The 24,096-nt window shown below is 70.0% G+C and carries 22 protein-coding genes; 7 read left to right on the plus strand and 15 right to left on the minus strand.

Going from position 1 to position 24,096, the window contains the following annotated elements:
- Positions 1–78: 78 nt before the first annotated feature.
- Genes OED01_RS12455 through OED01_RS12470 form a run of 4 tightly spaced genes read right to left on the minus strand, consistent with a single transcriptional unit; the run spans position 79 to position 4,669 of the window.
- Positions 79–1,545, minus strand: coding sequence for a glycoside hydrolase family 3 protein (locus OED01_RS12455; RefSeq protein WP_264155599.1), 1,467 nt, complete (start codon positions 1,543–1,545; stop codon positions 79–81).
- A complete protein-coding gene (locus OED01_RS12460; protein WP_264155600.1) occupies positions 1,542–2,375 on the minus strand; it encodes a carbohydrate ABC transporter permease in 834 nt (277 codons plus the stop codon). Before OED01_RS12460 ends, OED01_RS12455 begins: the two co-directional genes overlap by 4 nt.
- Positions 2,372–3,349, minus strand: a complete 978-nt coding sequence (locus OED01_RS12465) for a carbohydrate ABC transporter permease (protein WP_264155601.1) — start codon at positions 3,347–3,349, stop codon at positions 2,372–2,374. Before OED01_RS12465 ends, OED01_RS12460 begins: the two co-directional genes overlap by 4 nt.
- Before the next feature lie 24 nt (positions 3,350–3,373).
- A complete protein-coding gene (locus tag OED01_RS12470) occupies positions 3,374–4,669 on the minus strand; it encodes a sugar ABC transporter substrate-binding protein (protein WP_264155602.1) in 1,296 nt (431 codons plus the stop codon).
- A gap of 137 nt (positions 4,670–4,806) precedes the next feature.
- Between OED01_RS12470 and OED01_RS12475 the strand changes: the two genes are divergently transcribed.
- The 3 genes from OED01_RS12475 (at position 4,807) to OED01_RS12485 (ending at position 6,846) form a co-directional block, all read left to right on the plus strand.
- Entirely contained in the window at positions 4,807–5,667 is an 861-nt protein-coding gene (locus OED01_RS12475) for a spermidine synthase (protein WP_264155603.1), read from the plus strand.
- A 103-nt stretch (positions 5,668–5,770) separates the two neighbouring features.
- Entirely contained in the window at positions 5,771–6,298 is a 528-nt protein-coding gene (locus OED01_RS12480) for a hypothetical protein (RefSeq protein ID WP_264155604.1), read from the plus strand.
- A 59-nt stretch (positions 6,299–6,357) separates the two neighbouring features.
- Positions 6,358–6,846: a SprT-like domain-containing protein gene (locus tag OED01_RS12485; protein WP_264155605.1), complete on the plus strand. Its 489-nt coding sequence runs from the start codon at positions 6,358–6,360 to the stop codon at positions 6,844–6,846.
- Between the two features lie 6 nt (positions 6,847–6,852).
- Here OED01_RS12485 and OED01_RS12490 read toward each other — a convergent pair whose 3' ends face one another.
- The 10 genes from OED01_RS12490 to OED01_RS12535 form a co-directional block, all read right to left on the minus strand.
- Positions 6,853–7,512, minus strand: coding sequence for a 2-phosphosulfolactate phosphatase (locus tag OED01_RS12490; protein WP_264155606.1), 660 nt, complete (start codon positions 7,510–7,512; stop codon positions 6,853–6,855).
- 113 nt (positions 7,513–7,625) lie between these two features.
- Positions 7,626–9,080: an ABC transporter permease gene (locus OED01_RS12495; protein ID WP_264155607.1), complete on the minus strand. Its 1,455-nt coding sequence runs from the start codon at positions 9,078–9,080 to the stop codon at positions 7,626–7,628.
- Positions 9,077–9,838: an ABC transporter ATP-binding protein gene (locus OED01_RS12500; protein WP_264155608.1), complete on the minus strand. Its 762-nt coding sequence runs from the start codon at positions 9,836–9,838 to the stop codon at positions 9,077–9,079. The genes OED01_RS12495 and OED01_RS12500 overlap by 4 nt, the downstream gene beginning before the upstream one ends.
- Before the next feature lie 82 nt (positions 9,839–9,920).
- Positions 9,921–10,556 carry a response regulator gene (locus OED01_RS12505; protein WP_264155609.1) on the minus strand — a complete coding sequence of 212 codons (636 nt, stop codon included), beginning with the start codon at positions 10,554–10,556 and terminating at the stop codon, positions 9,921–9,923.
- Positions 10,553–11,785, minus strand: coding sequence for a sensor histidine kinase (locus OED01_RS12510; RefSeq protein ID WP_264155610.1), 1,233 nt, complete (start codon positions 11,783–11,785; stop codon positions 10,553–10,555). The genes OED01_RS12505 and OED01_RS12510 overlap by 4 nt, the downstream gene beginning before the upstream one ends.
- 65 nt (positions 11,786–11,850) lie before the next feature.
- Positions 11,851–12,642, minus strand: coding sequence for a class I SAM-dependent methyltransferase (locus OED01_RS12515; protein ID WP_264155611.1), 792 nt, complete (start codon positions 12,640–12,642; stop codon positions 11,851–11,853).
- Positions 12,643–12,661: 19 nt separating this feature from the next.
- On the minus strand, positions 12,662–13,807 hold the full coding sequence (locus OED01_RS12520) for an AMP-binding protein (protein WP_264155612.1): 1,146 nt from the start codon (positions 13,805–13,807) through the stop codon (positions 12,662–12,664).
- 36 nt (positions 13,808–13,843) lie between these two features.
- Positions 13,844–14,755, minus strand: a complete 912-nt coding sequence (locus OED01_RS12525; protein ID WP_413231584.1) for a 1,4-dihydroxy-2-naphthoyl-CoA synthase — start codon at positions 14,753–14,755, stop codon at positions 13,844–13,846.
- 67 nt (positions 14,756–14,822) lie between these two features.
- Entirely contained in the window at positions 14,823–15,818 is a 996-nt protein-coding gene (locus OED01_RS12530; protein ID WP_264155614.1) for a permease prefix domain 1-containing protein, read from the minus strand.
- Position 15,819: 1 nt separating this feature from the next.
- On the minus strand, positions 15,820–16,152 hold the full coding sequence (locus OED01_RS12535) for a PadR family transcriptional regulator (protein WP_264157970.1): 333 nt from the start codon (positions 16,150–16,152) through the stop codon (positions 15,820–15,822).
- 77 nt (positions 16,153–16,229) lie between these two features.
- On the opposite strand from OED01_RS12535, the gene OED01_RS12540 reads away from it, so the two are divergent.
- Together OED01_RS12540 and OED01_RS12545 are read left to right on the plus strand one after the other, a co-directional pair.
- Positions 16,230–17,249, plus strand: a complete 1,020-nt coding sequence (locus OED01_RS12540; RefSeq protein ID WP_264155615.1) for a GNAT family N-acetyltransferase — start codon at positions 16,230–16,232, stop codon at positions 17,247–17,249.
- 93 nt (positions 17,250–17,342) lie between these two features.
- Positions 17,343–18,323: an o-succinylbenzoate synthase gene (locus OED01_RS12545; protein ID WP_264155616.1), complete on the plus strand. Its 981-nt coding sequence runs from the start codon at positions 17,343–17,345 to the stop codon at positions 18,321–18,323.
- 12 nt (positions 18,324–18,335) lie between these two features.
- Here OED01_RS12545 and OED01_RS12550 read toward each other — a convergent pair whose 3' ends face one another.
- Complete coding sequence (locus tag OED01_RS12550; RefSeq protein WP_264155617.1) at positions 18,336–18,965, minus strand: TetR/AcrR family transcriptional regulator; 630 nt, start codon at positions 18,963–18,965, stop codon at positions 18,336–18,338.
- A 126-nt stretch (positions 18,966–19,091) separates the two neighbouring features.
- On the opposite strand from OED01_RS12550, the gene OED01_RS12555 reads away from it, so the two are divergent.
- Positions 19,092–21,848: an efflux RND transporter permease subunit gene (locus OED01_RS12555; protein ID WP_264155618.1), complete on the plus strand. Its 2,757-nt coding sequence runs from the start codon at positions 19,092–19,094 to the stop codon at positions 21,846–21,848.
- On the plus strand, positions 21,845–24,010 hold the full coding sequence (locus OED01_RS12560) for a YhgE/Pip domain-containing protein (RefSeq protein WP_264155619.1): 2,166 nt from the start codon (positions 21,845–21,847) through the stop codon (positions 24,008–24,010). Before OED01_RS12555 ends, OED01_RS12560 begins: the two co-directional genes overlap by 4 nt.
- The last annotated feature ends 86 nt before the right edge of the window (positions 24,011–24,096 follow it).

A 24,096-nucleotide genomic window follows, 5' to 3' on the forward strand; every position in this document is an offset into this window, starting at 1 on the left:
CTCGCCCAGCGAACGGAGCTGGCGCCCGCTCAGCGGACGCGAGGGGTGCGCTCGACGAACCGGGGAGAACCGGTCAGGTCAGCGGGTGAGGAGGTCTCGCACGACCTCGGCGGAGATGCGACTCGCGGCACTCGCGTCGATGACCGGCAGCGCAAGATCGCCGCGAACGGGCAGTCCCACGTTGACGACGATCGCTTCGGCATCCAGCGCGGCTGCGCGTTCGATGAGCGCGCGCTGGGCCGGCTCGACCTCCGGTCGGTCCACGAGCAGCACGAGGCGCCCTGCATCGGCTGTGGCGGCCTCGAGTGCGGCATCCCGCTCGGCATCCGACGCCCGTTCGACGTCCAGCCGCACCCGGAATCCGTTTCCTGCGAGCGCCGCGGCCACGTAGCCGGCCGCGCTGTCGACGGCGAGGGTCGACCGCCGCCGCGCATCGACGACCGCGAGAGCGGATGCCGAGGCGCCCCGATCTCCGACCACTCGCAGCGCGCGGCGCACGATTCCGGCCGCGTCATACGCGTCGCCGGTGTCCGGCGTCGCGGCCCTGAGCTTCGCGGACAGCGCGAGGATGCGGTCCCTGGCCTGTTCGACGCGCTCGCGCGGCAGCGACCCGTCGCGCAGCGCCGCGACGATGGCCTCGCGCGTCGTGAAGAAGTCGCGTTCGTCCTGGTCAGGCAGAGCCGCAGCCCCGGGGTTCGTCGGATTGCCGATGCAGAGCAGGTCGGCGCCGGCGGCGAGCGCCTGCACCGCTCCCCCGCCGAGCCCGACGCTCTCGCGCACGGCTGCCATGTCGAGGGCATCCGTGATGATGACGCCGTCGAAGCCGAGCGCGCGGAGCTTTCCGAGCACGAGGGGGTTCAGCGTCGCGGGCTTCTCGCCCCAGGCCGGAACCACGATGTGCGCGGTCATGACCGTGTCCACACCGGCCGCGATCGCGGCACGGAAGGGCTCGAGGTGCACGTCCTCGATCACGGACGTGTCGAGCGTGATCTCGGGCAACGCGTGGTGCGAGTCCAGGTGCGTGTCGCCGTGGCCCGGGAAGTGCTTGACGCACGCCGCAGCACCGCCGGACTGGATGCCGTCGACCGTCGCGGCGACATGGCGGGCCACGAGCTGCGCGTCATCGCCGAACGCACGCACACCGATCACCGGGTTGCGCGGGTCGGTGTTGACGTCCGCGACCGGACCGAGGACGACGTCGACGCCGGCGGCGCGTGCACGCCTGGCCAGCTCGGCGCCGGTCGCCCGGCTCGCGGTGACGTCGTCGACGCGACCGAGCTGCGCGGCACCGGGAAGGGTCGACCCCGTCGCGGACTCGAGGCGGGTGACGCTGCCGCCCTCCTCGTCGATCCCGATGAGGGCATCAGGCGCCGCGGCACGAAGCGCCGCGCTGAGCTCCGGGAGCCGCTCGGACATGTTCTGCCCGAAGTACACCACGCCGGCGAGGCCGTCGCGGAGTTCGGCGAGCAGCCACTCCGGCGCCTCAGTGCCGAGGAAGCCGGGCCACAGGACGGAGTTCGCGAGGCGGGTGAGCTCGTCGCTCATCCCTTCACGGCTCCCGACACGAGGCCGGCGGACAGACGGCGCTGGACGATGACGAAGAAGATCATGACCGGGATCGTGATGATCGTCGAGGCGGCCATGATGCTGCCCCAGTCATTCGAGTGCAGGCCGAAGAAGGACTTCAGACCGATCGCGACCGTGTACTGGTCGGTCGCGCCGCCCAGCATCGTCATGGCGAAGATGAACTCGTTCCACGCCGTGATGAAGCTGAACACGCTCGTGGCGACCAGGCCCGGCATCACCAGCGGCAGCAGCACGGAGCGGAACATCCGCCACCAGCTGGCACCGTCGATGTAGGCGGCCTCCTCCAGCTCGATCGGCACCGCGGCGACGAAGCCGCGCAGCATCCAGATGCCGAAGGCGAGCGAAAGCGCGATGTAGACGATGACCAGACCCAGCAGTGTGTTGAGCAGACCGAAGCTCTTGACCTGCAGGAACAGCGGGATCACGAGTGCCTCGAGCGGCACCATCTGCACGACGAGGATCATCATCAGGATCGTGGTGCGGAACTTGAAGCGGAACCGCGCCACGGCGACGGCCGCGAGCAGGCAGACCAGTGCGCTGACGAGCACGGTCGCGATCGCGACGATCGCCGAGTTGCGCAGGTACACGGCGAAACCGCCGTCGGTGAGGACGTAGGCGAAGTTGTCCCACGTGAACTCCTGCGGCAGGAACGACTGCCCACCACTGGACGCCTTCGCGTCGAACGCGCTGGAGATCATCCAGTACACGGGGAACAGCGTGAAGATCAGGATGGCGGCGACGGCGACGCCGATGCCGATGCGGGAGAGGACGGACGGACGGGTGCTCACAGTTCGTCCTCCTTCATGAGCGAGCGGATGTACACGATCGTGATGCCGATCAGCACGAGGGTCAGCAGCACGGCCAGCGCCGCACCGAAGCCGTAGCGGTTCTGACCGAACGACTCGACGTACGACCACACACCGAGGTTCAGCACCGTGCGGTTCGATCCGGATCCGCCGGGCATCAGATACACCTGCGCGAAGACCTTGAAGTCCCAGATCGTGGACAGGATGATCACGACCGAGAAGACCGGACGCAGCGTCGGGAAGATGATCTGCCAGAAGCGACGCCACGCGCCTGCGCCGTCGAGAGCGGCGGCCTCGAGCATCTCCTTCGAGACGCCGAGGAGCCCTGCCAGCACCGTGACGGCGACGAACGGGAAGCCGTGGTGCACGACGTTCAGCAGCACGATGGCGTAGAACGACCACTGGTTCGTGAACCAGTTGACCGGACCGTCGATGAGGCCCAGCTCCAGCAGCATGGCGTTGAAGATGCCCTTGTCGGCATCGAAGATGAAGGTCCAGACGTACGTGCCCGTGACCGCGGGCATGGCCCACGCGATCATGATGCAGCTGGAGACGATGGTGCGCCAGAGGGTGCCGAGGCGGGCCAGCAGCAGCGCGACGAGCGTGCCGAGGGCGACGGTGGTGAACACGGCGACGGCGGCGAAGCCGACGGTGTTCGGCAGCACGACGCTCCACAGCGTGGAGTTCGTCAGCGCCTCGATGTAGTTCTCGAACCCGATGAAGTTGGGCTCACCGGTGTTGATCTCGCGAAGCCCGTAGTCCTGCAGCGAGTACAGGAACACCTGCACCAGCGGCCACAGCATGAGGCCCGCCAGGATGATCAGCCCTGGGGCCAGCAGCACCCACGGTCGCGCCTTGGCCCATGTGAGGACCCGGCTCTTTCGGCCGCCGGCCACGGAGGCGGGGGTGTTCCCCGCCTCCGTGGTGGTCGGCACTGGTGCTTGCACCATCGACATGAAGGAATACGTCCTTAGTTGTTGTTACTGGTTGAGCAGCTCGGTCATCTCGGCCGCGGCATCCTTCGCCGCGGTCTCGACGTCCTTCTGTCCGCTGAGGATCGACTGCATCATGGCGTTCGTCGTCTTCTTCGCCTGGACGGCGCCGAAGTTCGGCGTGACGGGCACGGATGCGCCGCCTTCCACCATCTGCTCGGCGAACGGAGCCACGAGCGGGTCGGTCGAGGCGAGAGCCTCCTCCATCGCGGACTGGACGCCCGGGAAGTAGCCCGTCTCGTTCGCCCACTGCTCGGCGAAGTCGCCGGTGGTCATGAGCTCGACGAGCTTCCACGCCAGGTCGGCGTTCTCGGTGGTGTTGAACACCGACAGGTGCGATCCACCGAGGACGGACGGGGCGATGCCGCCGTCCTTTCCGGGGATGACCGCTGCGCCGAGCTTGCCCTCGAGGTCGGGGTTGGCCTCGAGGATGGCGTTCGGCGTCCAGGAGCCCGAGAGCATCATGGCGACGTTGCCGGCGACGAACGCGTCACGCAGGTCCGTCTCCTTCCACGTCGTGGCGCCGGCCGACGAGAAGCCGTGCTTGGTGGCCAGATCCGTGTAGAACTGGATGCCCTCCTGCGACTCGGCGCTGTCCATCTCGCTGGTCCAGGTGTCGCCGTCGAGCGTGGCGATCTCGCCGCCTGCACCCCAGACCCAGGGGTAGACCTGGAACTCGGCGTCACCGGGAACCGGGAACGGCATGATCTCGGGGTGCGCGGCCTTGATGGCCTCGCCAGCGGCGATGATGTCGTCCCAGGTCTTCGGAGCCTCGAGTCCGAGCTCCTCGAAGATGTCGGCGCGGTAGATGATCGAGCGGACGCCGGCGTACCAGGGCATGCCGTACAGCTCGTCGTCGTAGGTGCCCGCGACCTCGAGGCCTTCGACGAGGTCGTCGCGCAGGCCGTCCTCGGCGTCGACGTACTCGTCGATCGGCAGCAGGGCGCCGGCGTCGGCGAACTCGGCCGTCCAGGTGGTGCCGGTCTCCGCGATGTCGGGGGTCGTGCCACCGGCGATCGAGGTCACGAAACGGTCGTGCGCGTCAGCCCACTGGACCTCTTCGAACTCGACCTTCGCGCCGGTCTCCTCCTTGAACTCCGCGGCGACCTCGTCGAGGAAGGCGGTGGAGTCCGGGTTGGTGCCCTGCATGATCCAGACGGTGAGGGTCTTGCCCTCGCCATTGGCGCTGTCGCCGCCGTTGCCGCCGCTGTCGCCGGCGCAGGCCGCCAGGCCCAGCGTCGCCGTGACGCCGAGCGCCACGAGGGGAAGAATGCGCTTCTTCATCGGTGAAATCTCCTCATTGAAAACAGCCTCGCCACGCTGGGATGCATGTCGATCAGGAAAAAGTATTCACGACTAACAAACTACCTGCAACTTCTGAACACGATCGTCATCGAGCCGTAACACGTACGCTGGGGACCATGGGACGGTCGCGCGCACGGGATGTCGAGCATCCGAGGGCGACCCTCGATCACGGCGGAATCGCGACCATCGAGCCCAGCGAGTTCACCAGCGGTTTCGAACTGGTGGTCGACGGGACGCCGCAGTCGCACGTGGATCTGGACGACCCGACCCACCTGCATTTCGAGTACGTCGTCCGGATGGGCGCGGTGATCGACCAGCTGCCCGGTTCGGCTCTGACGGCGGTGCATCTGGGCGCGGGGGCCCTGACGATCCCGCGCTATATCGAGGCGACACGGCCGGGTTCCCGCCAGCAGGTGATCGAACTCGAGGCTCCGCTCGCGGCTCTGGTGCGCGAACATCTCCCCCTTCCCCGAGGCGCGTCGATCCGGATCCGCATCGGCGACGCGCGCGACGGTGCGACGCGCCTGCCGCCCGCCATGACGGGATCCTGCGATCTCGTCGTCTCCGACGTGTACTCCGGCGCGCAGACCCCCGCGCACCTGACGAGCGTGGAGTTCTATCGGGAGCTGTCGACCCTGCTGGCCCCGACCGGGGTCCTCCTCGTGAACGTGGCGGACGGACCGGGACTCGCCTTCGCCCGGAGGCAGGTCGCGACCATCTCGGCCGTCCTCCCGGAGGTGGCCGTCCTCGCCGACACGCAAGTGCTCAAGGGGCGCCGGTTCGGCAATCTGGTGATCGCGGCATCCGCCTCGCCTCTTCCGACCGAATGGCTGCCCCGGATGCTGGCCGCCGGTCCGCACCCGGCCAAGATCGCGCAGGGCGCAGAGGTGACCGCCTTCGCCCAGGGAGCGCGGATCGTCACGGATGCCGATGCGACGGCATCCCCGAAGCCGGACGCATCGATCTTCCTGCGCTGACGCCGCTCGATCCGACACCGATCTGGGCATCCGGGGCGTGCCGCCCTGCGAGCGCGCGCACCGGCGGGCAGACTGGATGGTGGCGCTGCGGAAGGGAGAGCACATGAGTTACATCCGGGGTTATGACTCCGACACCCTTCGGGAACTGGTCGATGAGACCGAGTGCGCACGGCGGCTCGCGGAGATCGAATCGCAGCGGAGTCTGCCGGCGATGCTGGAGCGGGTCTGGCTGCTGAAGGTCCTCGATCGGTTGGACGAGGCGCTGACGCTGGCGGACGAGGCCGTCCGACAGGCACGGATGGCCGGCACCCGCAAGGACGTGCTTCGAGCCCGAGTGCTGCACGCCACGATCCTGCAGTACCGCGGAGCCCACGCCGCCGCCGATCAGGAGCTCGCGACCTGCGCCGATGAGGCCGAGGGCCAGCGGTGGGCGTCGATCGCGGCGTTCGCGCATCAGCATCGAGGCAAAAACGCTCTCGACTCCGGCGATTTCGAACAGGCCAAGGAGAGCTTCAAACAGTCGCTGTTCCTCCGTCGCGAGACCGGCGCGCAGGACAAGGACCTCGAGACCGTCCTGCTGGCGATCGAGACCGTCGAGCGACGCCGCGTGGAGTCTCCGGTCGCGATCTGACGCGTTGCGACGGCGCCGATGTCGGCGCGGATGTCGGCGCGGTGATCTAGCCTGATCGTATGGCCGAATTGGACCGTGTGCGCATCTGGGGCGAGGCGCTCATCCGAATGCATCTCGACGAGAGCTGGACGTTCGGATTCGACAACGCCAAGCGTCGAGCCGGACAGTGCGACTACCGCACCAAGCGCATCTCCGTGTCGCGGTACCTCGCGGCCCGATTCGACGATGACGAGGTCCACCAGGTGCTGCTGCACGAGGTCGCGCACGCCCTCGCGGGTCATCAGGCCGGCCACGGCGCGGCCTGGCAGCGCGTCGCCCGAGAACTGGGCTACGTCGGCGGCACGACGCACCACGGCGAGACGGCGACCGAACTGGCGCCGTGGGTCGGGCGCTGTCCCGCAGGGCACGTGACCTACCGGCACCGGCGCCCGTCGCGCGCCACCAGCTGCGCGAAGTGCTCCCGCAGTTACGACGCGCGATTCCAGTTCGAGTGGACGCGCCGCGAGATCACCGCCGCGACGAAGCTGGCCGCGCAGACGCCGCGCTGACCCGGTTCAGTCGAACGCGACGAACCGGTCGCCACGCAGCACCGGGACGACGTCGACGGCATCCAGCTCGGCGGCGGCGGCCGTCGTCGCCGGGGAGATCCCGGATGCCGCCATGCGCGCGGTCGAGGCGACGCCGTCCACGAGCTCGCGTCCGGAGCCGGATGCCGAGAGCAGGTGGCGCAGTGCGCCGCGGAGTCCGCGTGCCGATTCGGCGGCGACGGCCGCTTCGGGGGATGTGTGATCGATGCCGAGGTCACCGAGCGCCGCGATGATGGCTCCGGCGCCGAGCTGGTCCTCGATCGCGAACCGCAGGCCGCCGTCCGGCGTCAGCTCTCCGGCTGCGATCACAGCGACGGAGGTCCGCTGCTGACGCTGCTCCTGGATCGCCATGACCGCTCGCGCGACGGCCGAGGCGTTGCGCAGACCTCCGATCAGCACCGTCGCGGCTTCCGATGCGGCTGCGGCCACGGCGGCGCCGTTCGACGACCACTCGACGGCGTCAGCGAGCTCGACGTCGACTCCCGCCGCCACGACATCCGGGAGCGTCGAGGAGAAGCGCAGCACGTCGACCACGACCACGACGTCCGCCGCTGCCAGGCGTTGCAGCCCAGCGATGCCCCACTCGAAGCGGACCTGATACACGGACTGATCGAACGGCTGCGGCATCCCTCCAGCCTATTCATGCCGCGAGACTTGCCTTGCGAGGCGAGACAGACCTGGGCAGGCCAAGCCTCACCCCGCAGAGCAAGCTCGCGAAGGGGAACGGACGGGGTGGGCGGTCAGTCGACGGCCAGAGCCTCGACCGGCGCGACTCTCGTGGCGAGGCGGGTGGGCGTCGCCGCGGCGACCAGCGTGAGCACGGCGGTGGCGACGACGATCACGACCAGAGGGATCCACGGCACAGCGGGGGCGACCAGACCGGCGGTTCCGAAGTCCGGGGGCATCCGCACCGAGGCGAGCAGCGACTGCGCGGCGATCCAGCCGTACAGCACACCGAGCACGAGCCCGGTCAGCGTTGCGGTGATGGTGATGTGCGCCGCCTCCAGCAGGATCATGCGTCGCACCTGTTTGTTGGACAGCCCGATCGCCCGCAGCAGCCCGAGTTCGCGTCGGCGCTGCACGACGCCGATGGTCAGCAGGTTCACCAGTCCGACGGCGGCGATCACCGCCGAGATGCCGACCAGCACCATCATGACGGCGGCGAAGCTGTCCATGATGATCGAGAACTGCTCGTCCAGCTCTCCCCCGGCGGCCTTGATCAGCAGCGCCTTCACCGATTCCAACGCCACCGCGAACATCGTCACGAGCGTCACGCCCATCACGACGCCGATCGCCATGCGGCTGGAACGCTCCGGGTATCGCAGCGCGTTCTCGGCCGCGAGCCGGGCGGTCGCCGACGTGCCGAACAACCGACCGACCGCCCGCAGCACCGGCGGCATGAAGAGCACGGCCCCGAGCGAAAGCCCGGTGAACGAGAGCAGTCCGCCGAAGAACGCGATGACCACGCCGAGCGGGGTCACCAGGCCCACCATGATGCCGAAGACCAGCAGTGCGGCTCCGACGATGAGGAGGATCAGGGCGCCGACGTGCCGGGCCGGACGCCCTGCGGCATCCTCATGGGTCCGCTCGACCGCGCCGCCGATCGCCTGCAGCGGCGTCACGGAGAGCACGCGACGGGATCCGGCCCAGGCCGCGACCCAGGTCGTGAGCGCGACGCCGACGGCCGGCACGACGATCGCGTACTGGGCGAGCGAGAACTCAGGCAGAGCCCCGAGCAGACGGTCGGCGAGGACGAGGCCGAGCACGGAGACGAGCATTCCCGCGGCGAGGCCGAGCACGGCGCCGATGAGTCCGACCACGAGGCCCTGCCTGGCGACCTCCGCGCGCTGCGAGCGCGCCGTGGCCCCGATCAGCCGCATGAGCGCGATCCGCCGTGTGCGGCCGGCGATGATGGTCGAGAAGGTGTTCGCGGTCACGATCGCGGCGACGTACAGCGCGACGCCGATCAGCAGGACCGTGAGGATCGCGACGACGACGGCGAGCGTCCCGCTGTCGCCGATGTACGGGTCGGCCTTCAGCATCGTGCCGATGTAGGCGGTCGCTTCGACCAGCACGACTCCGAACGCCGAGGCGAGGCCGGCGACCAGGATGCTGGCCCCCATCCCCCGATCGCGCAGCCACGCGAGACGGGGGCCTGTCCGCGCGGTGTCGGCGATCGCCATCGCGGCGCTCATGCGGCCACCTCGGCGGCCAGCATGTAGGCCGCGATCTGCTCGGCGCTCTGACGGGGGTGGTCGGCGACGATGCGTCCGTCGCCGAGGTACAGCACGCGGTCGGCATGGCTGGCGGCGATCGCGTCATGCGTGACCATCGCGATGGACTGTCCGTGCTCGCGGCTCGCGTCCGAGAGCAGCTGCAGCACCTCGCGCCCGGTCTTCGAGTCGAGGTTCCCGGTCGGCTCGTCGGCGAACACGAGATCCGGGGCCGTGGCGAGCGCCCGCGCGATCGCGACGCGCTGCTGCTGACCCCCGGAGAGCTGGTGCGGACGGTGCCGCAGACGGGAGCCGAGACCGAGCGTCTGGACCAGCCCGTCGATGCGCGCGCGCTCGATCGCACTCGGCCGGCGGCCGTCGAGCTCGAACGGCAGCATGATGTTGCCGATCGCGTCGAGCGTCGGCACGAGGTTGAAGGCCTGGAAGATGAAGCCGACGCGACGGCGGCGCAGGATCGTGAGCTCGAGATCGCCGAGGCCGGTGATCTCGGTGTCTCCGATCCATGCACGCCCCTCGGTCGGCGCGTCGAGGCCGGCCATGATGTGCATGAGCGTGGACTTGCCCGAACCGGAGGGACCCATGATGGCGGTGAACTGTCCGCGCCGGATGCCGACGCTCACGTCGTCGAGCGCGTGAACCGCGGCATCGCCGGATCCGTAGGACTTCTTCAGATGCTGGACGCGGGCGGCGAGCCCGAGGTCGGTGGTCGTGATCTCCATGCCTTCGACGCTATTTCCGCGCCCGGGTACGGCACATCGCCCGGCAGGCTCATCCGCCGTACATCGAGAGGATGATCTCGCGTCAGGTCAGCCCGTGTTCGAAGGCGAACACGACCAGCTGCACCCGGTCGCGCAGTCCGAGCTTGGTGAGGATCCGGCTGATGTGCGTCTTGACGGTCGCCTCGCTGAGGAATTCGCGTGCCGCGATCTCGGCGTTCGAGAGGCCACGGGCGGCGAGCGCGAAGATCTCCCGCTCGCGGTCGGTCAGCTCGCCGTAGGAGGCGGGGACCGGCTTGGCCTCCTCCGCGAAATGCGCGAACAGATCGCGCGTCGCGGATGCCGCGATCACGCTCGAACCGGCGTGGACGGTCCGGATGGCGGCGAGCAGGAACTCCGGGTCGGCGTCCTTGAGCAGGAAACCGCTCGCCCCCTGACGGATGGCGCGCGCGGCCGCCTCGTCGAGATCGAAGGTGGTGAGCATGACGACCTTCGGCGGATCGGGCTGCGCGAGCAGCGCACCGGTAGCCGTGAGGCCGTCCATCACCGGCATCCGGATGTCCATAAGGACCACGTCCGGCCGACTGACGGCGATGACGGCGAGGGCCTCTCGCCCATCACCGGCCTCACCGACGATCTCCAGGTCCGGCTGCGAATCCACGAGCATGCGGATCCCCGCTCGGAACAGCGACTGGTCGTCGACGAGCACGACGCGGATCATGAGTCCCCTCCCCCGGCGACGGATGCGCCCGTCCCATCCTGCCCGCCTTCGGACGACCCGATCGGCAAGCGCGCCCGGACGACGAACTGACCGCCGTCCCGTTCGGCACGAAGGACACCGCCGACCAGCTGCGCGCGCTCGCGCATGCCGATGATGCCGTGTCCGCCGCCGAGGCTCGTCGAGGCGGACTCGCCGATCACGTTCGCGACCGTGATGTCGACGAACGCGGGATGCCAGGCCAGGTGGATCTCGACCGACTGCCCGTCGCCGTAGCGCAGCGCGTTGGTGAGGGCCTCCTGGAGGATCCGGTACACCGCGAGCTGGATGCCCCCTGGCGGCTCGCCGGGCGGCATCGGGTCGACGGTCACGCGCGGCTCGATCCCCGCCTGACGCACCTGCGCGAACAGCGTCTCCAGGTCGGCGAGCGTGGGCTGCGGACCATCGCCCTGCCGGTGGCGCAGCTGGGTCAGCAGCATCCGCACATCCGAGAGCGCGCCGCGGGCGGTCTGCGCGATCGTCGTGAGCGCCGCCGGTGCGGCGTCCGGATCGACCGCCGACGCGTACCGGGCCCCGTCGGCCTGCGCGATCACGACCGCGAGCGAGTGCGCCACGATGTCGTGCATGTCGCGGGCGATGCGCACGCGCTCCTGCTCCTCCGCCGTGGCCGCCTCGGCCCGCATCTGCGCCGCACGGATGCGTCGGGCGCGCAGCACCATGCGCCAGCCGAACCCGCCGACCCAGGCGAACCCGAGCGCGAGCACGGAGGCCAGCACGAGCAGCGTCGCCGCGGCGAACGTGATGCCGAAGCCGCCGTACGAAGCGCTGTTGAAGACCGAGATGTAGAGCCCTGCGACCACGGCGCCGACGCCGGCGGAGATGAGCCCGGCCCACATGACCCGCCGTGAGCCCCATGCCGCCGTGGCATACAGAACGAGCAGGATCGCGACGTTGAAGGGCAGGGGCGACAGACCGGCCGCCATCTGCACGACCGCGCCGACCCACGCGACGGCGAGCGCAATACCCGGCGCGAGTCGCCCGACGGCGACGGCGCCGCACTGGAGCGCACCGGCGACCGCCATCGCGGCGATGCCGGCGGACTCCGAGATGCCGATGAAGCTCAGACTCCCCTGCCCGTAGAAGACCAGCGACATCGGCGTCAGCGTGGCGAACAGCAGCACGGCCCCGAGGATGTCGAGGACGAGCGCGGTGCGGGACAGCGGACGGATCACCCTCTCACGCTACGCGAGGGCGCGATCCGCGGCATCCGCCGCAAGATGTATCACGATGCGGCGCGTCAGGCGCGGGCGATGATCTCGCCGTGCGGCACCAGGTACCAGCCGTCCTCGGCATCCGCCCACTGCCGCCAGCCGGCGCTCATGCGCTCGAGATCGGCGCGCGTGGCGAGGCCCGAGTCGACGGCCTGCCTGGCGAGCGCGGATTCCAGGATGCGGTCCGCCCACATACCGCCCCACCAGGCACGGTCCTCCGCGTTCGCGTAGCACCAGGTCGACGCGGTCGCCGTGACGTCCTCGAAGCCGGCGGCCTTCGCCCACGACAGCAGCCGGCGTCCCGCGTCGGGCTCGCCGCCGTTCGCCCGTGCCGCGTCCTGATACAGGCGCAGCCACTGATCGAGCTCGTCGATCAGCGGGAACCAGAGGAACCCGGCGTAGTCGGCGTCGCGAGCGGCGACGATCCCGCCGGGCTTCGCGACCCGGCGCATCTCGCGCAGCGCCTGCACGGGGTCCGCGACGTGTTGCAGCACCTGATGCGCGTGCACGATGTCGAAGCTGTCGTCGGCGAAGCTCAGCGCGTGCACGTCCGCGACCGCGAACTCGAGGTTCGTCAGCCCGCGCTCCGCCGCGGCGCTCCGCGACAGCGCGAGCTCGGGCTCGCCGATCTCGGTCGCCGTGACGTGCGCGACCCGCTCGGCGAATTCGACCGTGATCGTGCCTGGACCGGCACCCACGTCCAGCAGCGCGGCGTCGGGCGCGAGGTGCGGCCGAAGGTACTCGGCAGAGTTCGCGATGGTCCGGTTGTTGTGGGAGCGCAGCACCGACTCGTGATGCCCGTGGGTGTAGGTCGCCATCGCCCCAGTGTGGCACTGGTCAGCGCAGCTGCGCCGCCAGATGACCGATCGCATCGCGGTCGGGTTTGCCGCTCGGAAGCGTCGTCAGCTCGTCCACCAGCACCAGCCTCGCCGGACGCGCGTGCTTGCCGATCTCCGCCGCGACGGCGTCCCGCGCGTGCTCGAGCTGCTCCGCTTCGCTGCGCCGCAGCGCCTCTCCCCGCACGGCGACGATGACGGACGCCTCGCCCCAGCGATCGTCCTCGACGCCGACGACGACGGCCGACGTCAGCCCAGGAACGCGGCGCACGATCTGCTCGACGCGGTCGAGTGACACGTTGATCCCCCCGGAGACGATCACGTTGTCCGCGCGGCCGTGCACACGGACGATCCCGTCCTCGACGAAGCCGAGATCGCCCGTGCGATACCAGCGGATGCCCCGCTCGTCCCGCTCGAATGTCAGATCCGTGAGCGTCGGATCGCCGAGATAGCCGTCGGCGAGCATGGGACCGGCGATGCGCAGCTCCCCGTCGACCGCTCGGACGTTGACGGTGTCGAGCGGGATGCCGTCGTACACGCACCCGCCGCTCGTCTCGGTCGAGCCGTACGTGCGCACGAGGTGGACCCCGGCATCCGCGGCCTGTTCGCGCAGGACCTCGGGCAGCGCCTGGCCACCCACCAGGATCGCGCGGTACACCTGCAGCGCCGCGCGCACCCCCGGCTCGTCGATCGCGGCGAGCAGTGCGGCGACCTGAGCGGGGACCAGGGAGGTGTACAGCTGATCGGCAGCATCCGCGCGCAGGTTGGTCAGCGTCGCCTCGGCGAACGCCGTCGGCGAGAACGCGCCGGAGAGCACGACCGGCTCCGTACCGGCGAGGATCGAGCGGACGAGCACCTGCAGACCCGCGACGTACCCGCCCGGCAACGCCAGCAGCCACCTGCCCTCGCCGACGCGTGCGGCTGTCGCCTCGGCACCGGCGCGCAGCGCCTCCCCGCTGAGCACGACCCGCTTCGGAATGCCGGTCGACCCGGATGTCCCGATGACGACCGCTGTGCCGTCCGGGGCCGCCTCCGGCTGGTCGCCCAGCATCCCGAGCCCGAGCGCCGGGCCGCCGTCGAGCGCGCGGCGCAGCTGCTCGGTCAGGACGGCGGGATCGTCCGCGGAGGTGGGCACCAGGCGTGTCATGCGTCGGCGCTCAGCAGTGCCTGTGGGAGCCGGAGCTCAGAAGTGCCATGGGAACGAGCTCCAGTCCGGGTCGCGCTTCTCGAGGAACGAGTCGCGCCCCTCGACGGCCTCATCGGTCCCGTACGCGAGGCGGGTGGCCTCACCGGCGAACACCTGCTGGCCGACGAGCCCGTCATCGACCGCGTTGAACGCGAACTTCAGCATCCGGATCGCCGTGGGCGACTTGGTGAGGACGGTCCGCGCCATGGTCAGCGCCTCGCGTTCGAGTTCGGCATGCGGCACGACACGGTTGACGGCGCCCATCTCGTAGGCGCGCTGCGCCGAGTACTCCTCGGCGAGGAAGAACACCTCGCGGGCGAACTTCTGCCCGGTCTGACGGGCCATGTACGCGGAGCCGTAGCCGGCGTCGAACGAGCCGACATCCGCATCCGTCTGCTTGAACTTCGCCTGCTCGGCCGATGCGATCGTCAGGTCGCACACCACGTGCAGCGAGTGCCCTCCTCCGGCAGCCCACCCGGGGACCACGGCGATGACGACCTTCGGCATGAACCGGATCAGGCGCTGGACCTCGAGGATGTGCAGGCGGCCGGCACGGGCCGGGTCCGCCACGACGGCCTCGTCGTCGGAGTACTTGTACCCGTCGCGGCCGCGGATGCGCTGGTCGCCGCCGGAGCAGAACGCCCAGCCGCCGTCCTTCGGGCTGGGTCCGTTCCCGGTGAGCAGCACTGCGCCGACCTTCGGGTCCTGCCGTGCGATGTCCAGCGCCCGGTACAACTCATCGACCGTGTGCGGCCGGAAGGCGTTGCGCACCTCCGGCCGGTTGAACGCGATGCGCGCGACCCCGCCGTCCACCGAGACGTGCGCGGTGATGTCGGTGTACGCCTCGGCCCCCGGGGCGAGCGTCCACTCGGCAGGGTCGAAGAGGTCGGAGACGAATGCGTTGGCCACGTATAAGAGCATATTCCGCCGCGCGCACTTCCCCGAGGGCCACTCGGCCACCGGGGAAGTGCGGTGATCAGACGCGGACGGCGCGGTTCGCCCGCCCGGCCCTGCGCCAGCCGTCGACGATGTCCCACACGACACCGGCACCGACGCCGAATCCGAGCAGCACGGCGAGGATGCGGAAGATCCCGCCGTTCTCGGCCGCTCCGGCGTCACCCGCTGCGAAGCCGTCGCCACCGGCATCCGCGACGAAGGCCAGGAACTCCGGGTTCACGAGTTCGCCCCGAAGCAGCAGCACCAGGACCCAGGCCGCGAACGCCAGCGCGAGGACCGTGTTCAGCACGGCGAGCGTCGTCGTCCAGCGGCGCCGACGGAACAGCACGATCGCGAAGACCGCCTCCAGGACGATGAGCGCGAACAGAGCGCCGATCCACCACGGCCACAGCTGCGGATTGAGGATCGGGATCGGGGCGCCGCCCGTCGGGAAGAACCCGCGGAGGCTGTCCCACACCACGGCGATGGCCGCGATGCCGAGGAACACCAGCGAGGCGATCAGCTCACTGCGCCCTGCCCCGTCCTGCTGGACCTCTGGGAGCTGATCGACGTCCCACTTCATCCCGGTGTCGGCTCCGGTGCGCTCCAGCACGACGAAGACCAGTGTGGTCCAGAAGGTCAGGTGCACGATGACCTGCATCCCGACCGAGACGGCCTGGCCGATCGTCTCACCGACGCCAGCCCCCGAGAGGAGCAGTCCGAGCGTGACGCCGCCGACGGCGCAGACCGGCACGATCCACAGCAGCAGTTTGAGCAGGCGCCACCAGGTGAGGTAGTACTTCGGGCCGATCAGATGCAGCGGACGGTCCGCGTAGCCCGCGGCGAGGATGCCGGGGTCGCCGAGTTCGGTGAGAACGGCCCGCTCGGCATCCGCCGGCGTCTCGCCCTGCTCGACGCGTGCCTCGACGGCATCGGCGATGGAGGCCTCCAGCTCGGCGCGGACGTCGTTCTGCGTCTCTGGTGCGAGGCTGCGGATCGTGGCCGAGATGTAGCGTTCGGTCAGTGTGGCGGTCATGTCAGTGCTCCTCTTCGGTGAGCGAGGCGATCGACTCGGTGAGCGAGCGCCATTCCGTGGTCAAAGTGTCGGCGAGACGGATGCCGGCGTCGGAGGTCCGGTAGAACTTGCGCGGCCTCGCCTCCTCGGTGTTCCACTCGCTGGTGAGGTACCCCTGCTTCTCCAGCCTCCGCAGCAGCGGGTACAGGGTGTTGGCATCGGTGCTGAAGCCGTGCCCGTCGAGCTGCTCGAGCAGGCTGTAGCCGTACCCGGCGCCTCGAAGCAGCTGCAGGCAGGCGAGCACGATCGTGCCGCGCCGCAGCTCCTGCAGATGTGTGTCGAACGTCTCGTCCATGTCGATCACATTACTGTGCGTCACACACCATTGTCAATCACACATCGATGTTCCGGTGCGAGAAGTACGGTGGGGGGATGCCAGGACCGCTGACGATCTCCGGGATCGACCCGTTCGACGACTCCGCCTATGACGCCTGGTGGGAGGCGTACGCCGCCGCGCGCCGCGTCGACATGGGCGAGAACGCCGTGATCTGGTCGCGCGACGAGAGCCGCGCCGAGCTGCAGCAGCCCTCCGCGACGACCGAGCGACGCGCCTTCGTCGCCCTCGAGAACGGCGTCGTGGTCGGTTCCGCGTCGCTCGGGCTCTCCCTGAAGGACAACCTGCACGTGGCGGGGATCGGCGTGAACGTGCCGCCGGAGCATCGCCGACAGGGCGTCGGGTCGGCCCTGCTCGCGCACGTGGAGGCGGAGGCCGCGGCCGCGGGGCGCACGACACTGCGGGCGGACATCTTCTGGCCGGCATCCGCTCCTGCCGACGGCGCCGGCGAGCCGGGCCGCGAGTTCGCCAGACGGCATGGATTCGCCGTCGCACTCGGCGACCTCCAGGGGCGCCTGGATCTGCCGATCGCGGATGCCGTGATCGACGAGCTGCTGTCCGAAGCGCCGGCCACCGGGTATGAGATCCGCAGCTGGATCGGCCCCGCCCCCGAGGACCTCGTGGCGCAGTGGGCGGCCTTGGATGCCTCGCTCGACACCGAGGCGCCCACCGGCGACCTGGACATCGAAGCCGCCTCCGCCGACGTCGCGGACTTCCGCGCCGACGAGGAGCTGGTTTCGCGGCAGGGGCGCACGTCGTTCGGCGCCGTCGCGATCGCGGCGGACGGACGCGTCGCCGCGTACACGCAGATCGTCGTGTCTCGCGACGACGGCAACGCGTACCAATGGGGGACGCTCGTGCGCCGCGAGGATCGGGGCCGACGGCTCGGGCTGCGGGTCAAGCTGGAGAACCTGCGGATGCTGCAGCGGCACTCCCCCGCCACCACCCGCATCTACACGTTCAACGCGGACTCGAACACGCACATGCTCGCCGTGAACGCGCGACTCGGCTTCCGCACGACGGCCCGCATGGCCGAGCTGCAGAAGCGGCTGAGCTGAGCGACGATCCCGAGAAACCCGTTCGCGCGCGGGAAACCACGACCGCGGTGATTTCTCACGCCGGAAGTGGTTCCTCGCGGGCATGATGGGGTGATGACGCCGCCGCTCGCCGACATCCTCGCCACCGCCCGCGTGGTCGCGCTCCCCATGACGACCCGATTCCGCGGCGTCGACGTGCGGGAGGCGCTGCTGTTCGAAGGCCCGGAAGGCTGGGCGGAGTTCTCCCCCTTCGTCGAGTACTCCGATGCCGAGGCATCCGTCTGGCTCGCCGGAGCGATCGACTTCGGTTGGACGCCGCAACCGGCGCCGCTCCGTTCCCGCATCGGCGTGAACGCGACGGTGCCCGCGGTGCCGCCCGGGCAGGTCGACGCCGTTCTGGCGCGTTTTCCTGGATGCCGCACCGCCAAGGTGAAGGTCGCCGAGCCGGGGCAGCTCCTCGCCGACGACGTCGCGCGGGTCCGCGCCGTGCGCGAGGCGATGGGGCCGGAGGGTCGGATCCGGATCGACGCGAACGGCGCGTGGAACGTCGACGAGGCGGAGCACGCGATCCACGCACTGGCCGAATTCGACCTCGAGTACGTCGAGCAGCCGTGCGCGAGTGTCGACGAACTCGCCGAGCTGCGCACGCGCGTGAACTACATGGGCATCCCGATCGCCGCGGACGAGAGCGTGCGCAAGGCATCCGATCCCCTGGCGGTCGCACGCGCCGGCGCGGCGGATCTGCTCGTGATCAAGGCGCAACCGCTGGGCGGCATCCCCCGCGCGCTCGACATCGTGGCCGAAGCCGGGCTGCCCGCGATCGTCTCCAGCGCGCTGGACACCGCGATCGGCCTGGCGCAGGGCGCCATGCTGGCGGCATCCCTCCCCGAACTGGAGTACGACTGCGGGCTCGGCACCGGCGCGCTGTTCGCGGAGGACGTCGCCGATCTGCGCCCGCAGCGCGGCGAGATCCCGGTGGGCCGGCTCAGCCCGGATGTCGAACGTCTCGAGCGGCTCGCCGCCTCGCCGGAGCGCACGCAGTGGTGGATCGAACGCCTGACTCGGTGCCACGCGCTTCTGGTCGCCTCCGGCTGAGCGCGGGGACCGTCACTGCGCGGGGGCGATGATGAGGTCGACGAGCTGCCCCAGCGCCTCGGCTCCGACGCGGTGCAGGCGTTCGCCGTCCAGCCCGTCGAGCGCGGCGCGAGCCATGCATCCCTCCCACTGGATCATCAGCATCCGCGCGGCTGCGGGCACGTCGATCCGCAGCGCGAAGAGCCCGGTGTCGATGAGCCCCTGGATGATGCTCTCGATGCTCGCGACCATGGCGCGGTCCTGCTCGAGGTAGGCCCGTCCGAACGCCTCATCGCGCAGCGCGCGGATGCGGATCTCGCTCATCATGAGCACGCCGAGCCGGTCGTCGAGGCCGGAGTCCATGATGCGCTGCACGAGTGCGGTCGGGTCGGCGTCGCCGGCGAGGACGCCGGATGCGACGAACTCGTCGATGCGGCCGCGTACCGAGGCCAGCCGCTGCTCGGCGACGGATGAGGCGAGCGCGAGGAACAGCTGATCCTTGGACTCGAAGTTCGAGTAGAAGGCTCCACGGGTGAAGCCGGCGCGCTCGCAGATCGCCTCGACACTGGCCCCCTCGAGGCCGACCTCCGCGAACACCTGCGCCGCTGCTTCGAGCAGGCGCGCCCTGGTGTTCTCGCGGCGCCTGGTCACCGGAATCGTCATCGAACCCTCCTTGCTCCCACTCTCACATCACGCGCACAGTTTCGCACCGTCGACTCACCGTAGGATACAGAGTTGTATCGGATACATTCGTGTATCCAATCCGCGCCGGCCCCACGGAGGATCCTCGTGTCCACACTCCTGTCGTCCCTCGGACGCTGGTCGTTCCGCCACCCCTGGCGGGTGCTCGTCTCCTGGCTTCTGGTCCTGGGCATCGCCGGCGGCGGCGCGCTCGTACTGGGCACCGGAACCGATAACACGTTCTCGATCCCCGGCACCGAATCCCAGGCCGGACTCGAGCAGCTCTCGCGCTCGTTCCCCCAGGTGAGCGGCACGAACGCGCAGTTCATCGTCGTGGCGGCCGACGGCGACAGCATCACCGACGACGCCTACCGGACCGAGATCGAGGATGCCGTCGCCGAGCTCGAGGATCTCGACGGCGTGCTCGCGGCGACCTCCCCGTACGACGAGATGGTCGACGGGATGATCAACGAGGACGAGACCGCCGCGATCGTCCAGCTGCAGTTCGACGGCCAGTCCACCGATGTGTCGGCCGAGACCAAGGACGAGCTCTCCTCGGTCGTCGACGACCTGTCCTCCGCCCTGCCGGACGGCAGCGAGTCCGCACTCGGCGGCGACCTGTTCGCGACGTCGATCCCCGGCGTCACGATCACCGAGGCGATCGGACTGCTCATCGCCCTGATCGTGCTCATCGTCACCTTCCGCTCCTTCGCCCTCGCCGGCCTGCCGCTCGCCACGGCGATCCTGGGCGTCGGGATCTCGATGGCCGGCATCTTCGCGGCCACCGCTTTCGCGCCGGTGTCCTCGACCACGCCGCTGCTCGCACTCATGCTCGGCCTCGCCGTGGGCATCGACTACGCGCTGTTCATCATGGCCAGACACCAGGACCAGGTGCGGGAGGGCGTTGGCCCCGAGGAATCCGCGGCGCGCGCGGTCGGCACCGCCGGCTCCGCCGTCGTGTTCGCCGGCATCACGGTGCTCATCGCGCTGATCGGGCTCGGCTTCGCGGGCATCCCGTTCCTGACCACGATGGGTATCGCGGCATCCGTCGCCGTCGCGATCGCCGTGGCCATCGCCGTGACCCTGACGCCCGCTCTGCTCGGCTTCATGAAGGGCCGTGTGATCGGCTGGAAGCGCAAGCCCCGCCCGGCGAAGACGACAGGAGAACTGCGCCGCTCCTTCAGCCAGCGCTGGGTCGGCGGCATCACGAAGCGTCCGATCCTCACCTCCCTCGCCGTGATCGTCGGCCTCGGCGTCATCGCGATCCCCGCCCTGAGCCTGAACCTCGCGCTGCCCAACGCGGGCGTGCTGCCGAAGGACTCCGAGGCGCGGCAGAGCTATGACCTCGTCGCGGAGGAATTCGGCCCCGGCTTCAACGGCCCGCTCATCGTCACCGGCACGATCGTCACCTCGAACGACCCGCTCACGCTCATGGAGGACCTGGGCGATGCCGTCGCGGAGATCGACGGCGTGAAGGAGGTCGCCCTCGCGACGCCGAACGAGACGGCGGACACCGGCATCGTGCAGGTGATCCCGGAGACGGCCCCCGACGACCCAGCCACCAGCGAGCTGGTGCGCGAGCTGCGCTCGCATCACGACGAGTGGCTGGACGAGTTCGGCATCGATGTGAAGGTCACCGGCTTCACCGCCGTCGCGATCGACATCTCCGACCAGCTCGGCGCCGCGCTTCTTCCCTTCGGGATCTTCGTGATCGGGTTGTCGCTGATCCTGTTGACGATCGTGTTCCGCTCGCTGTGGGTGCCGATCACGGCCGCGCTCGGATACTTGCTGTCGATCATCGCCGCGTTCGGCGTCGTGGGTGCGGTGTTCGAATGGGGCTGGTTCGCCGATGCGCTGCATGTGGCCAAGGTGGGCCCGATCATCAGCTTCATGCCGATCGTGCTGATGGGCGTGCTGTTCGGCCTCGCGATGGACTATCAGGTCTTCCTGGTCTCCCGCATGCGCGAGGACTTCGTGCACGACAAGGCATCGAAGAGCGCGGACCGCGCAGAGCGCAGGGATGCCGCGATCCGCGCCGTGCGCACCGGCTTCAGCGGTTCGGCCAAGGTCGTCACCGCTGCGGGGCTCATCATGTTCGCCGTGTTCGTCGCGTTCGTCCCCGAAGGGGATTCTTCGCTCAAGCCGATCGCTCTCGGCCTCGCCGCGGGCATCGCGATCGACGCCTTCCTCGTGCGGATGACGCTGATCCCGGCGCTCATGGCCATCCTCGGCCAGCGCGCGTGGGAGCTGCCGCGCTGGTTGGAGCGGATCCTGCCCAGCGTCGACATCGAGGGCGAAGCCGTGGAACGCGAACGGCACCTGGCCTCGTGGCCGGGCGATGACTCCATCGTCGCCGCCGACGATCTCTCGCTCGTGGCCGATGCGCCCGTCGTCGAAGACGTCACGCTGCGTGTCGGTCCCGGCGAAGCGCTGGTCGCGACGGCCCCGGATGCCCGGGTGCGCCGCGCCCTCGCTCTCGCCGTCGCGGGACGCATCGCCCCCGACGGCGGGCGCCTGCGGGTCGCCGGGCACCTGCTGCCCGGCCGTGCAGCCTGGGTGCGCGCGCATGTCGGCTGCGTCCTCGTCGACGACGCGGACGCAGCACTCACCGATCTGCGCGAGGCATTGCGCGGTCGCTCCGAGCTCGTCGTGATCGACGGCATCGACCTGCTGGGCGGCGCGCAGCGCGATCAGGCGACGGCGATGCTGCGGGATGCCGCGGCATCCCGATCCCTGGCCGTGTTCGCCACCGCATCCGACGCGTACGTCGCCCGAGCGATCCTGGCGGATGCCGGATGGCCGGATGCCGACGTCCTCGACACACGCCTCCCCCGCCGCACCGAGACCACCGAGGTGACCGCATGACCCTCTCCATCGAACGGACCGGATCCTCCCGCAGGTCGCGCACCTGGCTGACGGTGCTGGGCGTACTGCTGCTGCCCGCGATCATCGGCGGTGTGCTGGTGGCCGCGCTGCAGAACCCGACCGAGCGCCTCGACACGATGACCGCCGCGGTCGTGAACCTCGACGAGCCGGTGACCATCGACGGCCAGTACACGCCGCTGGGCCGTCAGCTCACCGCCGGGCTGGTCGAGGGATCGGACGAGCTGGATTCCAACCTCACCTGGGTCCTCTCCAACGAGGACGACGCCGCCGAGGGGCTGGCCGACGGCAGCTACCAGGCCGTCATCACGATCCCGGAGAACTTCTCCGAGGCGGCGACCTCGTCCGGACAGGCCATCGCCGCGGGCGGCGGCGAAGCGGAGCAGGCGACGATCACCGTCGCCACGCCTGAGGACGGACGCGTGGCGGACGACCTCATCACCTCGCAGATCGCGGCGGCCGCCACATCGACGATGGGCACGATGCTCAGCGAAGCCACCATGGAGAACGTGCTGGTCGGTTTCACCACCCTGGGTGAGCAGATCGGCGAGGCCGCCGACGGCGCGACGCAGCTCGCCGACGGCGCGAGCCAGGCCGCGGACGGCGCTTCGGCGCTGCCGGACGGCGCGACCCAGCTCGCGGACGGCGTGACCCAGTTGGGTGATGGCGCATCGCAGCTCGGCGACGGCGCGAGTGAGATCTCGGACGGTGCCAGCCAGCTCGCGGACGGCGCGACCCAGCTGGGCGGCGGCGCGGGGTCGCTCGCGAACGGCCTGGACACGATCGCGACCAAGACGCGGGAAGCCGGAGCGGGCGCAGGGACGCTGGGTCAGGGTCTGATCGCCGGAGCGAACGCGGCGACTGCGCCGGACGGAAAGCTGAACCAGCTGGTCGGTCTGGCCGGTTTGGTCTCCTCCGAGACCGCGACAACGGCGACATCGATCGAAACGGCCGCGACCGAGATCGGCGACGTCTCGACGGCACTGGACGACCTCGTCGCGCAGTGCGCGATCGCGGCCCCGTCCGACCCTGCGTTCTGCACGCAGCTCACCACGGCCGCAACGCAGGCGGAGTCGGCTGCTGCGAAGGCTGACGAAGCTCAGACGGCCGCTCAGACGGCGTCCGGGTACGCAACCTCTCTCAAGACGGGAGTGGAGGCGCTGCCGCAGGAGATCTCCACTCAGCTCACCGACGCGGGCAACGCAGCCGTCGCTCTCGGCAACGGGTTGAACCAGCTCGCGGGCGGCGTGGACCAGTCCGCAGACGGTGCCCGCGATCTCGCGTCGGGTGCGCTCGGACTCGGCTCCGGAGCAGCGGGTCTCGGAGAGGGCGCCGGGCAGCTGGCCAGCGGCGCGGACGAGCTGAGCTCGGGTGCCGGCCAACTCGGAACGGGCGCATCCCAGCTCGCCGACGGAGCGACCGAGCTCGCCGATGGGCTCGGAGAACTCGCGACGGGTACGGACGAGCTCGCCGGAGGACTGGGCACGGCCGTCGAGTCGCTCCCGTCGTTCACGGAGGACGAGTCGTCCTCGCTGGCGTCTGTCATCGCCGACCCTGTCTCGTCCGACACCGGCGCCTCGACGATCTTCGGTCCGACGGCGATCCCATTGCTCGCCGCCGTGGTGCTGTGGTTCGGCGGACTGGCGACCTTCCTCGTGCTGCGTCCACACACCGCGCGGACGCTCACGTCTCGCCGCCCGTCGATCGCGCTCGCGCTCCGCGCCTTCGCGCCGGCAGCGCTCATCGGCGCCGGCCAGGGTGTGCTGGTGTCGATCATCGTCCAGATCGTGGCGCAGTACGATGCCGCCGACTGGTGGGCGTTCGCCGGCACCGCCGTGCTGGCGGGTGTCTCGTTCGCCGCGGTGAACCAGGCGCTGGTGGCGGTGCTGGGCGGCGCAGGCCGTTGGATCAGTGCTCTCGTCGGCGTCCTCGCCATCGCGACCGGACTCATCTCGACGGTGCCCGCGTGGCTCGCATCGCTCGGGGCCAGCCTCCCGACACAGGCCGCGTTCACCGGGCTGATCAGCGCGAACGGAGCCGCCGTCGCCTCGCTGATCGTGTGGGGCGTGCTGGCGCTCGGCGTCACGACGCTCGCCGTCGCGCTGCGACGGACGACGTCCGCGAAGGCGGTCCTCGCCGTCTGACCTCCCGCGCGCGGGAGGGAAGACAGATGTCGGCTCCAGGCTCTGAGAACCGGCATCTGTCTTCCATCCCGGTGACGGGGTGAAGG

It is taken from the genome of Microbacterium sp. M28 (assembly GCF_025836995.1).
In the GTDB taxonomy this organism is placed as follows: Bacteria; Actinomycetota; Actinomycetes; order Actinomycetales; family Microbacteriaceae; genus Microbacterium.

Excerpts from the sequence above, each read along its gene's own strand:
- OED01_RS12455 (WP_264155599.1), bottom strand. The coding sequence starts at position 1,545 with ATGAGCGACGAGCTCACCCGCCTCGCGAACTCCGTCCTGTGGCCCGGC.
- OED01_RS12465 (WP_264155601.1), bottom strand. The coding sequence starts at position 3,349 with ATGTCGATGGTGCAAGCACCAGTGCCGACCACCACGGAGGCGGGGAAC.
- OED01_RS12470 (WP_264155602.1), bottom strand. The coding sequence starts at position 4,669 with ATGAAGAAGCGCATTCTTCCCCTCGTGGCGCTCGGCGTCACGGCGACG.
- OED01_RS12475 (WP_264155603.1), top strand. The coding sequence starts at position 4,807 with ATGGGACGGTCGCGCGCACGGGATGTCGAGCATCCGAGGGCGACCCTC.
- OED01_RS12480 (WP_264155604.1), top strand. The coding sequence starts at position 5,771 with ATGAGTTACATCCGGGGTTATGACTCCGACACCCTTCGGGAACTGGTC.
- OED01_RS12485 (WP_264155605.1), top strand. The coding sequence starts at position 6,358 with ATGGCCGAATTGGACCGTGTGCGCATCTGGGGCGAGGCGCTCATCCGA.
- OED01_RS12490 (WP_264155606.1), bottom strand. The coding sequence starts at position 7,512 with ATGCCGCAGCCGTTCGATCAGTCCGTGTATCAGGTCCGCTTCGAGTGG.
- OED01_RS12495 (WP_264155607.1), bottom strand. The coding sequence starts at position 9,080 with ATGAGCGCCGCGATGGCGATCGCCGACACCGCGCGGACAGGCCCCCGT.
- OED01_RS12500 (WP_264155608.1), bottom strand. The coding sequence starts at position 9,838 with ATGGAGATCACGACCACCGACCTCGGGCTCGCCGCCCGCGTCCAGCAT.
- OED01_RS12505 (WP_264155609.1), bottom strand. The coding sequence starts at position 10,556 with ATGATCCGCGTCGTGCTCGTCGACGACCAGTCGCTGTTCCGAGCGGGG.
- OED01_RS12515 (WP_264155611.1), bottom strand. The coding sequence starts at position 12,642 with ATGGCGACCTACACCCACGGGCATCACGAGTCGGTGCTGCGCTCCCAC.
- OED01_RS12520 (WP_264155612.1), bottom strand. The coding sequence starts at position 13,807 with ATGACACGCCTGGTGCCCACCTCCGCGGACGATCCCGCCGTCCTGACC.
- OED01_RS12530 (WP_264155614.1), bottom strand. The coding sequence starts at position 15,818 with ATGACCGCCACACTGACCGAACGCTACATCTCGGCCACGATCCGCAGC.
- OED01_RS12535 (WP_264157970.1), bottom strand. The coding sequence starts at position 16,152 with ATGGACGAGACGTTCGACACACATCTGCAGGAGCTGCGGCGCGGCACG.
- OED01_RS12540 (WP_264155615.1), top strand. The coding sequence starts at position 16,230 with ATGCCAGGACCGCTGACGATCTCCGGGATCGACCCGTTCGACGACTCC.
- OED01_RS12545 (WP_264155616.1), top strand. The coding sequence starts at position 17,343 with ATGACGCCGCCGCTCGCCGACATCCTCGCCACCGCCCGCGTGGTCGCG.
- OED01_RS12550 (WP_264155617.1), bottom strand. The coding sequence starts at position 18,965 with ATGACGATTCCGGTGACCAGGCGCCGCGAGAACACCAGGGCGCGCCTG.
- OED01_RS12560 (WP_264155619.1), top strand. The coding sequence starts at position 21,845 with ATGACCCTCTCCATCGAACGGACCGGATCCTCCCGCAGGTCGCGCACC.